The sequence below is a fragment of the Vibrio rotiferianus genome (genome assembly GCF_002214395.1).
GTDB classification, from domain to species: Bacteria; Pseudomonadota; Gammaproteobacteria; order Enterobacterales; family Vibrionaceae; genus Vibrio; species Vibrio rotiferianus.
Map to the genome: position 1 here is coordinate 2,100,225 of NZ_CP018312.1, position 14,960 is coordinate 2,115,184.

Annotated in this window: 13 protein-coding genes; 4 read left to right on the forward strand and 9 right to left on the reverse strand. The window is 45.9% G+C overall.

Annotated elements, in window-relative coordinates:
* Positions 1 to 109 precede the first annotated feature (109 nt).
* Genes menB through BSZ04_RS18820 form a run of 4 tightly spaced genes read right to left on the reverse strand, consistent with a single transcriptional unit; the run spans position 110 to position 4,794 of the window.
* On the reverse strand, positions 110 to 976 hold the full coding sequence (gene menB / locus BSZ04_RS18805; RefSeq protein WP_010447029.1) for a 1,4-dihydroxy-2-naphthoyl-CoA synthase: 867 nt from the start codon (positions 974 to 976) through the stop codon (positions 110 to 112).
* A 26-nt stretch (positions 977 to 1,002) separates the two neighbouring features.
* Positions 1,003 to 1,797, reverse strand: a complete 795-nt coding sequence (gene menH, locus BSZ04_RS18810) for a 2-succinyl-6-hydroxy-2,4-cyclohexadiene-1-carboxylate synthase (protein ID WP_010447026.1) — start codon at positions 1,795 to 1,797, stop codon at positions 1,003 to 1,005.
* Positions 1,784 to 3,490, reverse strand: a complete 1,707-nt coding sequence (menD, locus tag BSZ04_RS18815) for a 2-succinyl-5-enolpyruvyl-6-hydroxy-3-cyclohexene-1-carboxylic-acid synthase (protein WP_088881123.1) — start codon at positions 3,488 to 3,490, stop codon at positions 1,784 to 1,786. The genes menH and menD overlap by 14 nt, the downstream gene beginning before the upstream one ends.
* Positions 3,487 to 4,794: an isochorismate synthase gene (locus BSZ04_RS18820; RefSeq protein WP_088881124.1), complete on the reverse strand. Its 1,308-nt coding sequence runs from the start codon at positions 4,792 to 4,794 to the stop codon at positions 3,487 to 3,489. Before BSZ04_RS18820 ends, menD begins: the two co-directional genes overlap by 4 nt.
* A gap of 216 nt (positions 4,795 to 5,010) precedes the next feature.
* On the opposite strand from BSZ04_RS18820, the gene BSZ04_RS18825 reads away from it, so the two are divergent.
* The 3 genes from BSZ04_RS18825 to BSZ04_RS18835 all read left to right on the forward strand — a co-directional run bounded on the left by BSZ04_RS18825 (position 5,011) and on the right by BSZ04_RS18835 (position 8,262).
* Positions 5,011 to 6,225, forward strand: a complete 1,215-nt coding sequence (locus BSZ04_RS18825; RefSeq protein ID WP_010447021.1) for a pyridoxal phosphate-dependent aminotransferase — start codon at positions 5,011 to 5,013, stop codon at positions 6,223 to 6,225.
* A gap of 114 nt (positions 6,226 to 6,339) precedes the next feature.
* Positions 6,340 to 6,924: a 5'-deoxynucleotidase gene (yfbR, locus tag BSZ04_RS18830; RefSeq protein ID WP_010447019.1), complete on the forward strand. Its 585-nt coding sequence runs from the start codon at positions 6,340 to 6,342 to the stop codon at positions 6,922 to 6,924.
* Between the two features lie 3 nt (positions 6,925 to 6,927).
* Positions 6,928 to 8,262: an anti-phage deoxyguanosine triphosphatase gene (locus BSZ04_RS18835; RefSeq protein ID WP_050569018.1), complete on the forward strand. Its 1,335-nt coding sequence runs from the start codon at positions 6,928 to 6,930 to the stop codon at positions 8,260 to 8,262.
* Between the two features lie 12 nt (positions 8,263 to 8,274).
* Here BSZ04_RS18835 and BSZ04_RS18840 read toward each other — a convergent pair whose 3' ends face one another.
* Positions 8,275 to 8,892: a tRNA-uridine aminocarboxypropyltransferase gene (locus tag BSZ04_RS18840; protein WP_010447014.1), complete on the reverse strand. Its 618-nt coding sequence runs from the start codon at positions 8,890 to 8,892 to the stop codon at positions 8,275 to 8,277.
* Between the two features lie 3 nt (positions 8,893 to 8,895).
* Between BSZ04_RS18840 and rrtA the strand changes: the two genes are divergently transcribed.
* Positions 8,896 to 9,447, forward strand: a complete 552-nt coding sequence (gene rrtA, locus BSZ04_RS18845) for a rhombosortase (RefSeq protein ID WP_162531074.1) — start codon at positions 8,896 to 8,898, stop codon at positions 9,445 to 9,447.
* A gap of 84 nt (positions 9,448 to 9,531) precedes the next feature.
* On the opposite strand, the gene BSZ04_RS18850 is transcribed toward rrtA, so the two are convergent.
* The 4 genes from BSZ04_RS18850 to lon all read right to left on the reverse strand — a co-directional run bounded on the left by BSZ04_RS18850 (position 9,532) and on the right by lon (position 14,850).
* Positions 9,532 to 9,819, reverse strand: a complete 288-nt coding sequence (locus BSZ04_RS18850; RefSeq protein ID WP_029560945.1) for a ComEA family DNA-binding protein — start codon at positions 9,817 to 9,819, stop codon at positions 9,532 to 9,534.
* A gap of 143 nt (positions 9,820 to 9,962) precedes the next feature.
* Complete coding sequence (gene ppiD / locus BSZ04_RS18855) at positions 9,963 to 11,822, reverse strand: peptidylprolyl isomerase (protein WP_045392827.1); 1,860 nt, start codon at positions 11,820 to 11,822, stop codon at positions 9,963 to 9,965.
* Positions 11,823 to 12,033: 211 nt separating this feature from the next.
* On the reverse strand, positions 12,034 to 12,306 hold the full coding sequence (locus tag BSZ04_RS18860) for an HU family DNA-binding protein (RefSeq protein ID WP_010447007.1): 273 nt from the start codon (positions 12,304 to 12,306) through the stop codon (positions 12,034 to 12,036).
* A gap of 192 nt (positions 12,307 to 12,498) precedes the next feature.
* Positions 12,499 to 14,850, reverse strand: a complete 2,352-nt coding sequence (gene lon / locus BSZ04_RS18865; protein WP_010447004.1) for an endopeptidase La — start codon at positions 14,848 to 14,850, stop codon at positions 12,499 to 12,501.
* Positions 14,851 to 14,960 lie beyond the last annotated feature (110 nt).

The following is a 14,960-nucleotide window of genomic DNA, read 5'->3' on the forward strand; positions in this document are numbered from 1 at the left end:
CGTATATTCTGAGCTTTTTAACGAGAGAACCCGCCAGTCTCCCAGAGGGCGAGACGCTCAGGACGAAAAACGAAACAGAGGAGCACAATGGCTCCTCTTCTTATACGGATTATGGGTTACGAGGGAACTTGTCGAAGTCTGGGCGACGTTTCTCGTTGAATGCGTTACGGCCTTCTTGGCCTTCATCCGTCATGTAGAACATCATGGTTGCGTTACCCGCAAGTTCTTGCAGACCCGCTTGACCATCACAGTCCGCGTTCAATGCAGCTTTCAAGCAACGCAGTGCCATTGGGCTGTGTTGCAGTACTTCACGACACCAACGAACGGTTTCTTTCTCTAGATCCGCTAGTGGTACAACCGTGTTAACCAAGCCCATGTCTACCGCTTCTTGAGCATTGTAGAAACGACATAGGAACCAGATTTCGCGAGCTTTCTTTTGGCCTACGATGCGAGCCATGTAAGATGCGCCCCAACCGCCATCAAATGAACCCACTTTAGGGCCTGTTTGACCAAATTGAGCGTTGTCAGCAGCAATCGTTAGATCACACATCATGTGCAGTACGTGACCACCGCCCACAGCCCAACCTGCTACCGATGCGATCACTGGTTTTGGACAAGTACGAATATCGCGTTGGAAATCCAATACGTTTAGGTGATGCGTACCTTGGTCGTCTTTGTAGCCGCCGTAGTCGCCACGGATCTTCTGGTCACCGCCAGAACAGAATGCGTCTTCACCTAGACCGGTCAGAATGATCACGCCAACACCAGAGTCGTAGCGAGCATCTGCCAACGCATCAATCATCTCTTTTACCGTTTGAGGACGGAACGCGTTACGCACTTGAGGACGTGCAATGGTGATTTTCGCGATACCATCTTCAGACTTGTGGTAGTAAATGTCCTCGTATTTGTCGCCGCAATCTTTCCATTGAACCGGAGCGTAAAGTTCTTCTTCAGAAATGCCTACTGTTTTAGCCATGGTGATTCCCATTGTTCTCGTTGCTCTCACTCAAAGTGAGAATGAATTATTTGATTAACTTGCCTCGCAAATCGCTGTGGTTGCTCTTGGTGAACGTTATGTCCAGCACCTTCGATTTGTCGATACGCCAACCCGCTTGTCTCAGCCAGTTGGCAAAATTTATTGTCTTTTTCGCCGCAGATATAATGCAGTGGAACCGCTTGCTGTTGCAGTGCCGGGAGCAAGTAAGATTGCTTCGCTAACGATGTGGCAAGCAGCATGTCTGCAACGGCCGAACCAAGATTAGCACTTCGTTTCGCAATCAATGTTTGTCTTTGCTCATGGTTTAGTGAAGAAAAGACCAACTGTTGGTACCAATCGTTCAAAACACAGGCAAGAGGCTCCGTTTTGAAACGCTTTGCCCAGCGCGAATCGTTATCGAACCGTGCCTGTTTATCTGACTCACTTTGAAGCCCGAAGTTTCCTCCTTCAACAATGCCTCCACAAATATTGAGATCTGGAAAACATTGGTGAGCAAGGCCATGCATAGCAATGCGTCCACCCATTGAGTAACCAATCAGGATAAGCGGTTGTTGCGAAGGAAATAGTAAAGATAGTGCGGAATTGAGTAATTTGCAGCAATCATTCAGATCGCTGCAAAAAATAGATTGGCTGCGCCCGTGCCCGGGTAAGTCAATCGTTACTCGGTCATACTGAGGTAAAGCACTTAAGCACTGTTGCCAATCCTCGCCACTGCCGAGCAAACCATGCAAAAACACCAGAGTCGGCAAAGTGCTCCCTTGGTGTATTTCAGTTGCGGGAAAATGTTCAGAATAGAGCATGCAAATTCTTATTGAAGGCTCTTAAATGATCAGTCGCTTGATTTGGTGGCGTTTGTACTTCCAACACTAACGTACCTTGCCCTGAAGCAAAATGTTCAGAAACCAAAGATTGGTATTCAGCCAGTGTTTCAGGCTTACAGTATTGCAAACCGAATTGCTTCGCAGCATGTTCAAACTGATAACCGTGCGGCATTTGATAGAACTTTTCTCGATGTGAGACAGGTACTGGCAGCATATCGAAGATAGCACCACCATCATTATTGGTAATCACAATTACCGTTGGCTGCTGCGTATGCGTGAACAAAGCGAGCGAATTCGTATCATAAAGCGCAGATGTGTCGCCAATGTACATCAGCATTGGATTATTGCGATTACGCTGAACACCGCTCGCCGTTGCAAACAGACCATCGATGCCAGATGCACCGCGGTTAGTGAAGACCTCTGTGTTATCCACCTTGCCAAACATATCAACCAAGCGAACAAACAAACTGTTCCCCATAAACAGGTCGACACCTCGAGCACGTTCAGCCACATCGATGGCTAAAGCGATCTCATTAAGTTCACTCTGAGGATCAGAAGCAAATAACGCTTTCGAATTTTGGCTTACTTGCTGAATATCTTCTGACAACTTCGCTGCCCAGCCCGCATGATGAGACTCACCACAAGGCGATTGGGCAACCCAATCGGAAGGCTCTAGGACCCAATGAGATTGTGGCAGATGGCTTTGGTTGTCACGCTCCAAGCGTGGCGAAATCAACCAATAAGCAACTTTAGAAGCCGAAGCCTGTTTTTCTACCCACTGATTTAAGCGCTTAGAGATAATGCGGCTACCAAACTGAACAATGAGATCACAACATTCTATTTGTTTCGCAAACTTCGAGTGCTGTAGCCATAAGTCGTAATATGCCCAATCAGAACTAATGCCGCTTTGTGGGTCAGATAAAACCGGCCACCCCATCTTTTCAGCAAACTGCTTGGCGGCTTGTGCTTGCTCTAAAGGTAAGCTGCCGATAATCACCAAACCTTTCTTGTCAAAGCATGCCGGATGTTCGTCGTTAGCCAGTGAGATAAAACGGCGACAATAAGTATCCGAGCTCTCCTGCCAAGATGCTACGGCATCAAGATAGCTTTGATACGTGCCCTTTTCTCCATTGGAGTACAAAGGCTCTGGAAACGCACAGTTAATGTGTACCGCACTGCCTTTTAAGCGCTGAGTAAACATCACTTCATCAACCGACGTTAGTAACCAATTGAGTGGTGTTGTTAGCGAAGGACTCGGCAAGTTCAAACTGTCACAAACGTGCTGCGAAAAAATGCCAAGCTGGTTGATGGCTTGGTTAGCGCCACAGCCCACCAGCTCCACCGGGCGATCGGCGGTAAGCACCACCAGTTTTTCACCCGTTAGCTTCGCTTCTGCAATAGCTGGTAGTAAGTTCGCCACCGCTGTACCAGACGTCACGATAACGGCCACAGGATCTTTACTTGCCTTTGCAAGCCCCAACGCCATAAATCCCAATCCACGCTCATCAAAATGGGTGTGAATGGTAAAGTTTGGGTTATCTGCAGCTTCTAGCGTTAATGGTGTTGAACGAGAGCCCGGCGCGATACAAACGTGGTTCACACCAAAGCGGTTCAATTCTGTCAGGATGGTTTCAGACCAGATGCGATTTAAAACAGCTTGATCTGCACTCATGATGCAACCCCAAGCGGTGGGTGGTCTGAAATAAGAGAAAGTAGCGTCGACATTTTTTTATCTAACTCAGCCCATTCGTGTTCTGCAATAGACCCCGGAACAATACCAGCGCCAGCAAACAATTGAACTTGGTCCCCAAGAACTAACGCACTTCGGATTGCGACACAAAACTCCGCGCGTTCGTGACTGATGTAGCCCATCGAGCCAGCATACCAACCGCGCGCAAATGGTTCATTGTCTAGAATAAATTGCATTGATTCTTTACGAGGCAAACCAGCAACAGCCGCTGTCGGTTGCAGTGCAGAAAGCAATTGCACGCCGTTGATACCGGCCTTGAGCTCTGCATAAATATTACGTTTCAAGTGCTGTACTTTTCTCAGGCGAACCAAACGAGGCTCTTGCTCCACTTCAACCACTTCCGAATGGGGAGTTAAACGGTCAATGATGTCATCAACCACATATTGGTTTTCATTGAGGTTCTTAGTATCTTGCGACAACCAGTTTGCGAGCTCCATATCCTGAGTCGCATTGCCACCACGACCAATGGTGCCAGCCAACGCTTCGGTATGAAGTTCATGACCTACACGCGAATACAAACGTTCGGGAGTCGACCCCATAAAACTGTGTTTGCTGTCCAAGCTCAGTAGAAAGTGAAAACTGTGGTGATTATTTAAATAGCTCGCTTTCAGAAGCTGTGCCGCAGAAAGCATGGAGTCTAGATGCACTTTCGAACGACGCGCCAAAACCACCTTCTTAAAGTCATCGTTATCGATGCCAGTCAGCACTTTTTCTACCAATGCATTCCATTGAGGCTCAGTTGGCGCATGATCAATAGAACGGATATGAGCAGAAATCGGCGCAAGCGTAGGCACATCACAAACCAACTTTTGTAAGCCTGCTAATGTACGGGTTTTATCTTCTGAGATGTTTACCGCAAGCGACCATTGATCGTCAAAACGAATCAACTCGATTTGCGGAAGGAAAAAGAAGGACGGCATGCAGCGACGATTCTTCTCGTGCTGACCATCAAATGAGCGACCACCCCATACTCGTTGGCCTTCGCTAAGGATCGTATAGGCAGGGCCGGGCTCAACAAAAGAATGGAGTTGACCTAGGGCAACAACTTCTTCACGAGTATCACGGGACTGCCAGTAAAACTTGGGAAAAAGTGGTTGTGCTTCAAGCCAGTCAATAAACGCGAAACTCGGTTTCTCGCTGAGTGGCTCGACTAAACGTGTTTGATTGCCTTCCGTTTGCTGAACTCGCTCGATAATTCTCTTTACGGCTTGATGGAACTGTGACAAATCAACCTCGAAACATGTGAGGATAGTGGTAACTGACGGCTACTCTAAGTTTAGACCTTACGCAAATCAAGGTCGTATGCGATCTTTTGCAAAATCCTGTGATACCAACCGGACAAAAGATAGCCAGCAAACGGATAATTTACAGATTTTTATTCTATTAAAAATCAAATTATTGTATTTTAATAAAGAAATTAACGATTTTTTAGGAATTAAGCAATGCAAAATATCGGGATGTCGTCAAAACTCGACAATGTCTGCTACGACATTAGGGGTCCTGTACTCAAACATGCTAAGCGCATGGAGGAAGAAGGGCATAAAATCCTAAAGCTAAACATTGGTAACCCCGCCCCTTTTGGTTTTGACGCCCCGGATGAGATTCTGGTAGACGTGATTCGCAATCTACCGACCTCTCAAGGCTACTGTGATTCCAAAGGTATCTACTCTGCGCGTAAAGCCGTGGTGCAGCACTATCAACGTAAAGGCATCCGCTCCCTTGATGTTGAAGATGTTTACGTTGGTAACGGTGTGTCAGAACTGATCGTAATGGCGATGCAAGCGCTTTTGAACAATGGCGATGAAATGCTCATCCCAGCGCCGGATTACCCGTTATGGACAGCGTCGGTTGCATTGTCTGGCGGTAAACCGGTTCACTACCTATGTGACGAGGGTGCAGACTGGTACCCAGATCTAGAAGACATCAAAAAGAAAATCACACCAAAAACACGTGGCATTGTTCTGATCAACCCGAACAACCCAACAGGTGCGGTTTACAGTCGTGACTTCTTGTTGGAAGTGATTGAGATTGCACGTCAGCACAAGTTGATCATTTTTGCAGATGAAATTTACGACAAAGTGCTTTATGACGGCGCCACACACACTTCCGTTGCCACGCTAACCGAAGATGTATTGGTAATGACCTTTAATGGTCTATCAAAAGCGTACCGTGTTTGTGGTTTCCGTGGTGGCTGGATGTTCTTAACTGGCCCTAAGCACTTAGCACAAGGCTACATCAATGGTCTTGAACTGCTGTCTTCGATGCGTTTATGTGCCAACGTTCCAATGCAGCATGCGATTCAGACTGCGTTGGGTGGCTACCAAAGCATTAACGAGTTAATCCTACCGGGTGGTCGCCTACTTGAACAACGAAACCGCGCTTACGAGCTGATCAACCAGATCCCTGGTGTTTCCTGTGTGAAGCCAAAAGGTGCAATGTATCTGTTCCCGAAAATCGATACCAAGATGTACAACATTAAGAATGACCAGCAGATGGTGTTAGATTTCTTGAAGCAAGAGAAAGTACTGTTGGTGCAAGGTTCCGGCTTTAATTGGCCGAAACCAGACCACTTCCGCATCGTGACCTTACCACACGTGGAAGAGCTCGAAACCGCGATCGGACGCTTTGAGCGATTCTTAACGACATACAGCCAGTAGTAATTACTGCTGAACTCTCATATGCTTAGAGGAGCTCCCAGTGAGCTCCTTTTTCGTATTAAGTGCCAAAACCGCTGACCGAATAGTTAGCGAGTTGGCGTTCAGGAGAGAGCAATGATAGAAAGCCATTTTTTCGCCCACCTCGCACGAATGAAACTGATCCAACGTTGGCCCTTGATGCGCTCCGTATCACCAGAGAACGTCTCGGAGCACAGCTTGCAGGTTGCTTTTGTCGCCCACGCACTCGCCCTAATCAAAAACAAAAAATTCGGCGGTACTCTTAACCCTGAGCGTATTGCTATTCTCGCCATGTATCATGACTCTAGTGAGGTTTTGACTGGCGATTTGCCGACACCCGTCAAATACTACAATCCGGAAATTGCCAAAGAATATAAAAAGATAGAAGCGGCTGCCGAGCAGAAACTACTGTCGATGTTACCTGAAGAATTCCAAGATGATTTCGCACCCTATCTACTTTCTCACTCAGCCCACGCAGAAGATGCAAAAATTGTAAAACAAGCCGATTCCATTTGTGCCTACTTAAAATGTCTTGAAGAGTTGAGTGCAGGCAATCACGAATTTGCCTTAGCGAAGAAGCGCCTCGACATTACTCTACAAGAGCGCAAGACACCTGAAATGGAATACTTCTTACATACCTTTGCCCCAAGCTTTGAATTATCGCTGGATGAAATCAGCTAATTGATGGAGAGAAAAGTGTCGTTTGAATTAGATGCCCTATGGCAAGAACGCCATGATGATGAGCACAAAATCCGCCGTGACGATCATCGTAGCCCCTACCAGCGTGACCGAGCGCGGATCTTACACTCCGCCGCATTCCGCCGCTTGCAGGCGAAAACTCAAGTGCATGGCAACAGCTTAGAAGACTTTCACCGTACTCGCCTGACTCACTCTCTTGAAGCAGCACAATTGGGTACGGGCATTGTCGCTCAACTTAAGAAGAAACAACCTGAGTTTCGAGACCTTCTGCCGTCTGACAGCTTGATCGACTCTCTCTGTTTAGCGCACGATATTGGTCACCCACCCTATGGTCATGGTGGTGAAGTGGCGCTGAACTATATGATGCGTGAGCACGGTGGATTTGAAGGCAACGCCCAAACCTTCCGTATCGTTACCAAGCTAGAACCCTATACTGAGCACTTCGGCATGAACCTGTCGCGAAGAGCATTGCTTGGGCTAATTAAATACCCCGCTCTACTCAGCCACACGCGTGCAGTTTGCTTACCTGAACCTGTTGAGCATCAGCGTAAACTCAAAGCCAAAGATTGGAGTCCGGCAAAAGGCATTTACGATTGTGATAAAGACTTGTTTGATTGGGTCATTGCACCATTAACCGACAGCGACAAAGCGCTGTTAAGCCAAATGCGTTGTCGCCCAGAATCGGATTTTGAGCACTGTAAAACACGATTCAAATCGCTCGACTGTTCGATTATGGAGCTCGCAGACGACATCGCTTATGGCGTGCATGACTTGGAAGATGCGATCGTGCTTGGCATGGTAACTCGTCAGCAATGGCAAGAAGGTGCAGCCAGTCAATTGGCAGATTGTGGCGACCCATGGTTTGAAGCACACATAGGTTCTATCGGACAAATGCTGTTTAGTGGTAAACACCATGAACGTAAAGACGCGATTGGCGGTATGGTAAATGCGCTATTAACCAGCATTTCAATCAAGGTCGTTGATGTACCATTTAATAACTCGCTACTCGCATGGAATGCTTGTTTAGAGCCACATATGGCTAAAGCACTCGATGTACTTAAAAGCTTTGTTAGCCAGTACGTGATCCAAGTACATCAGGTACAAATTGTTGAGTATAAAGGCCAGCAAATCATCATGGATTTATTTGAAGCTCTGAGCGCTGATCCGGAGCGCTTATTGCCAAAACACACTCAAGATCTTTGGCGAACAGCAAGTAATGAGAGTGCCAAGATGCGCGTGATTGCCGACTACATCTCGGCCATGACGGATGGCCATGCGCAAAAGCTGCATCGTCAATTGTTCTCTTCTATCGTTTTGTAACGCAAGGAAGAGCTACTCGCCTTTCAAATAGTTCTTTTCAAATACGCCCGGAGGCATCTGGGCGATTTGAAATTCAATCATCTTCTCAAACGCCGTCAGCAATGGCTCAAAATCTTTGTCTGGTTCTACCAAGCTCAGCGCATGGTATCCCGCTTCAACCGTCGATAAGCTGTTTTCAGATGGCGCTTTGCGAATCGTATAATGACCTTGCAGATTCTCTGGCAACTTCACCGTTGGTATAGCATGCAAGTTAGTCGATAGCTGCCACATCTTGTAGGCTTTCTTCCAGGTACCATCAAGCAAAATCAAACGTATTTTCTTAACGGAAGCACTTTCATCTGCAGATAGCGTAGAAAGACACAACGACTGCTCAGACGGGTAAAGAATAAAGTGTTGGTAAGCATCATCTTCTAGTAAAGCATTTAAGGCATCATTATCAGAAAAGTCTTCTCCGATCAGACAAGTACAATGATTTAAGCTCAAATTGAGAATTCTTGCCGTACCAAGGGGACGATGTTCTTCACTCATATGCTGAAGGATGATAAGTTCAACCTCGTTTGCTAGCGGTACAATCCATTGGCAAATACAAGCTTTGCGCGATTTTCCACACTGAGAACAATAACGAGACATAGAGTGAACCTTTATACATTGCTGAGCATCATCAGCGTTATCTGTTTAATACTACAATTCGAACCAATGGCAAGCCTAACCGAGTGGCACGCTTACAATATACGCCACGGCGAATGGTGGCGAATCGTAACAGGAAATCTCACGCATACCAACTTTGCTCACTTAGGTATGAATCTGGCTGGTTTATGGGTGATCGGATTTATCTTCCGCCCTACCGTGCGTAATTTCACCATCGTATTTCTGGTTTTGTGTACCTTCGTTGGTGCAATGAACTTGTTCACCAATATGTCGGTTTACGTCGGGCTGTCTGGTGTGCTGCACGGCTTATTCGGTTTCTGGGCTCTGGCTGAGGTTTTCGACGGCAGGAGAAGCAGTTTAGTGCTCGTAGGTGGTTTGATTGCTAAAGTCGCTTGGGAGCAGTTTTACGGTCCTTCAGCGAGTACAGCAGCCATGATTGGTGCTCGCGTAGCGGTTGATGCCCACTTGTTCGGCGCCATCGGCGGTTTGAGTATGGCATTGATTGAAAAAGGCCTGCACCGACGAGTGTTTGGTTAGGCAATCTTCTGTCAGCCAAAAACAAAAAATCCCGAGTCAATAAAAGTAGGCGACTCGGGATAGCAGGAACATTATTTTCTACGTTTATAACAAGATACGCTGAAGATTCTTTTCAACCGTAGCTGACCCTATACCTTTAACATTCGACAAATCAGCCGCAGTTTTAAATGGGCCGTTCTCTTGGCGATACTCAACGATATCATTCGCTTTCTTTAACCCGATACCTTTCAGCAGCGTCGCTAACTCCTCTGCCGAAGCTGTATTTACATTAACCGTAATTTCAATACCTTCATGTTTACTGTTGCTCTCAGCTGCGACTCCATGGCTAACTGGTGCAAGCACGCATAACAGTACTGATAGAATCCACTTCATTTTCATTGCCTTCTCCTCTTTCATCTTTGGCTTAAAAGCAATCTATGGGATATAGAAAGATCAAAAAAGTGAAGAGCGACAAAAATAAAACGGGCCGCTATTGCGACCCGTTTTTTTTAACATGCGAATTACACTCGTTTTGTTTAGTTGCTCACAACGAAGTATTCGATATCCGTGTTAGCACGAAGAACAGAAACGACAGAAGCAAGATCTTGTTGCGCTGAACTACGCAGCATTTGCATTGCAACTTGCTGTTCTAATTCACCGTCAAGCTCTGCAGTTACCGCATCTAGCTCAATGATAACGATGTTACCAGCAAAGTCCTTCGATTGACCAAACACAGGTTTACCTTCAGTAGGTTTTGCCATCGCAAATACTGTGCTTGCTAACGGAGAACGGCGATCAATTGATTCCTGCTCACCAAACGCTAGTTTGTTTTCTGCTAGGATTGCGTCATCGCCAGCTTGTAGAGATTCAACAACTTTATCACCTAGAGTCAGTGCTTGTTGCTCACCTTTAACACGTGAAAGTTCAGTAACAACTTGCTCTTTTACTTGCTCTAGAGGAAGAACCGTTTCATCACGAGCATCTTCAACTCGAACAACAATGATGTGCTCAGGCGCTACTTCGATTGCTTCAGAGTTCAGGCCATCTTCTTTCACTTCAGGGCTAAGAATCGCTTGCATTACTGCTGGGTTCTTAAGAACTTCTGGCGCATCAACTTGAGAGATGAAGTCTGTTGTCTTCACTGTTTGACCAACAGCTTGTGAAGCATCGTCTAGCGAGTCTGGGTATTCAAATGCCACTTTTTCAAGTTCGCTTTGCAACTCGTAGAACTGATCCACTGCTTTTTGATCAACCATTTCTTTCTTGATCTCAGCTGCGACTTCAGTAAATGGTTTAGCAACCGAATCTTTTAGCTCTTCAAGCTTGATGATGTGGTAGCCAAAATCAGATTTCACTAAACCCGTTGTGTCGCCAACATTCTTAAGTGCAAATGCAGCTTCTTCAAATGCAGGATCCATAACATCACGTTCAATCCAACCTAGGTCGCCGCCGTTTTCAGCACTACCAAAGTCGTCAGACTTTTCTTCTGCCAGCTTAGCGAAGTCTGCACCACCGTTTAGCTCATCAAGAATTGCTTGCGCTTTCGCTTCATCATCACCTTCAACAAGGATGTGTGCTACGCGACGTTGCTCTTCTGAAGAGTACTTGTCTAGGTGCTCGTCGTAGTATTGCTTAACGTCTGCGTCAGAAACTTGGATTTGCTTTTTCAGCTCTTCTGCAGATAGCTCGATGTAAGCAACTTTCACTTGCTCTGGGCGAGTAAAGTTATCTGGGTTTGCTTTGTAGTAATCTTGGATTTCTTCATCTGTTAGTTCTACATGCTTAGCGAAGTCATCAAGATTAATTGTGATTGTGCGAATATCACGTGTTTGTGTGAATAGCTTGCCTTCAGCTTGTACTTCACCCGGTAGCGTAAACTCACTCAGTTGAAGTGCGTTTAGAAGCTGTTCACGTACAAGTTGGCTACGCATGTACTCAGCAAATGAATCTGGAGAGTAACCTGCGCGGCGTAATGATGCTTGGTAAACATCTTGGTCAAACTTACCATTTGATTGGAACTGAGGTAGTTCAAGAATCATGGTACGGATTTGGGCATCGCTAATACGAAGACCTAGTGATTCTGCTTGCTGATCCAGTAAAACGTCATTGATCATACGATCTAAAACAGATTTGCGGAAAGACTCAACATAAGCAGGGTCAGCTAGCATTTGAGCGAAAGAATCACCAAATTGAGCTTGCATACGGTTACGCTCGTTTTGGTAAGCCATTTCAAACTCGCCACGGCTGATTTCAGTGTTGCCTACTTTAGCTGCCGCGTTGTTGCCACCACTTGTTAGATAGCTCCCTACCCCTGCGAATACGAAAGACAGGATGATCAATCCAAGGATAATTTTGATCGCGATGCTGTTCACGCCTTCGCGTAATCGATCCATCATAATTTAACTGCTCTCCACAATTGAAGCTAAACGCTTCCAATAGAAAAATGTAATGACGCGATAATATCAGAAAAAGAAATGCGCATCAGTAGGATGCGCATAATTTCAAAAAGTTCGGCAGAGACTTTGTAAATTTTTGTTCAAAATAAGCATTTTGAACAAAAATCACGCAAAACGCGAAGGCTCAGAAACCGAGATAAGATCGCTAGTATTAGTTACAAGCATCTTTTAGAGCTTTACCAGCTTTGAATGAAGGAACTTTCGCTTCTGCGATTTGGATCTCTTCACCAGTCTTAGGGTTACGGCCAGTGCGAGCTGCACGAGTGCGAACGCTAAAAGTACCGAAGCCAACTAAAGCAACTTGGTCACCTGATTGCAGTGTGCCACCAACAGCTTCGATGAATGCATCTAGAGCACGGCCAGCTGACGCTTTAGAGATGTCTGCATTTTCTGCGATTTTTTCTACTAATTGAGTTTTATTCACTGTGATTTCCCCTTTGTGTCATCTGTGATTATTTTTGTGATGACTTTTCGTTCCATATAAAAATAAAGTAGCTTCAGGCCTTATTCCTAAAGGGCTGACAGCTGTCGAACTTAACTTAGTGCCAAAAAAAAACGCTGACAAGCCTTTTTGGGCCTATCAGCGTAAAGTTTTACTTATTTTTGCTGCACATCACTATTTTTTAGCTTCAAACTCAACCCCTGTAGGGTCTCGCTCTAGTGCAACTTTCAGAACTTCGTCGATCCACTGTACTGGGATAACCTGCAGATCTGCGATAACATTTTCTGGAATCTCTTCCAAATCACGCTCATTGTCTTTCGGAATCAGTACCGTTTTGATGCCACCACGGTGTGCCGCAAGTAACTTCTCTTTTAGGCCGCCGATAGGTAGAACTTCACCACGTAGTGTGATTTCACCTGTCATACCCACTTCTGCTTTTACTGGGTTACCCGTCAAGCTAGAAACTAGTGCAGTACACATTGCGATACCCGCACTTGGGCCATCTTTTGGTGTCGCACCTTCTGGTACGTGCACGTGGATGTCACGTTTTTCGTAGAAGTCTGAGTTAATACCCAGCTTTTCAGCACGTGAACGTACAACCGTCATTGCCGCTTGGATCGACTCTTTCATTACGTCGCCAAGAGAACCAGTTTGCGTCAGCTTACCTTTACCAGGCATCGCTTCCGTTTCGATAGTCAGTAGATCGCCGCCAACTTGTGTCCAAGCTAGGCCAGTTACTTGACCAATACGGTTGCTGTCATCCGCCTTACCAAAGTCATGACGTTGAACACCTAGGTATTCTTTTAGGTTGTCCATTGTAACCGTCACAGACTTCAAGCTTGTATCAAGCAGGATGTTCTTCACTGCTTTACGGCAGATCTTAGAAATCTCGCGCTCTAAGCTACGTACACCCGCTTCACGCGTGTAGTAACGAATAATGCCGATGATCGCTGAATCTTCGATAGTAATTTCGTTTGGCTTCAGACCGTTACGCTTCACTTGTTTATCAACAAGGTGACGTTTGGCAATGTTTAGCTTCTCGTCTTCTGTGTAACCAGACAGGCGAATCACTTCCATACGGTCTAGTAGTGGGCCCGGAATATCCATCGAGTTCGATGTTGCCACGAACATTACGTCAGACAGATCGTAATCCACTTCTAGGTAGTGATCGTTAAACGCATTGTTTTGTTCTGGGTCTAAAACTTCTAGCAGTGCCGACGACGGGTCACCACGCATATCTGAAGACATCTTGTCGATTTCATCCAGAAGGAATAGTGGGTTTTTCACACCGACTTTCGACATCTTCTGAATGAGCTTACCTGGCAATGAGCCAATGTAAGTACGACGGTGACCGCGGATTTCCGCTTCATCACGCACGCCACCTAGTGCCATACGTGTGTACTTACGGCCTGTAGCTGCAGCGATTGAGCGACCCAACGATGTTTTACCAACACCAGGAGGACCAACAAGACAAAGGATTGGACCTTTCAGCTTGTTGATTCGGTTTTGTACCGCTAAGTACTCCAGAATACGTTCTTTCACACGCTCTAGACCGTAGTGGTCTTCGTTTAGAATCTCTTCTGCTTTCGCTAGGTTCTTCTTCACTTTAGAACGTTTGTTCCAAGGCACGCTTACCATCCAGTCGATGTAGCTACGTACCACTGTCGCTTCTGCAGACATTGGAGACATCATCTTAAGCTTTTGCAGCTCTTGTTCTGTCTTCTCACGTGCGTCCTGAGGCATTTTCGATTCTTCAATCTTTTGCTTCAGTGTTTCAAACTCATCAGGCGCATCTTCCATCTCGCCAAGTTCTTTCTGAATCGCTTTCATTTGCTCATTCAGGTAGTACTCACGCTGAGATTTCTCCATCTGTTTCTTAACACGGCCACGGATTCGCTTTTCGACCTGAAGCAGATCGATTTCAGATTCCATTTGCCCCATCAAGAACTCTAGACGTTCTGTGATATCAACAATTTCAAGAACTTGCTGTTTATCTACCAGCTTAAGTGGCATATGCGCAGCGATAGTGTCGGCTAAACGCGCCGCTTCATCAATGCCACTCAGTGAAGTAAGAACTTCTGGCGGAATCTTCTTGTTCAGTTTGATGAAACCCTCAAACTGGTTGATCGCACTACGAACAATGACTTCTTGTTCACGCTCATCCAATTCAGGAGTCACGATAAACTCAGCTTCAGCCAAGAAGAAGTCGCTTTCTTTAAAATGGTTGATTTTGGCACGCTGTTGGCCTTCAACTAGCACTTTTACTGTGCCATCAGGCAATTTTAGAAGTTGAAGAATCGTCGCAACTGTACCGACCTCAAAAAGGTCATCAACGGATGGCTCATCAGTGTCTGCTTGCTTTTGCGCCACAAGCAGCACTTGTTTGTTCGTTTCCATCGCTGTTTCTAGACAGCTAATTGATTTCTCACGACCAACAAACAAAGGGATAACCATGTGTGGGTAGACCACTACGTCACGTAGAGGTAATACCGGGATCTCGATACGCTCGGAACGTTCCAAGTTCATATAATTCTCTCTTCCGCTTTCACGTTTAACGTATTACTTAAGGCAGTATATGGGGGCTAATTGTTTGGATTCAATAAGAGAAATAAAAAAAGGAGGTAATTACTTACCTC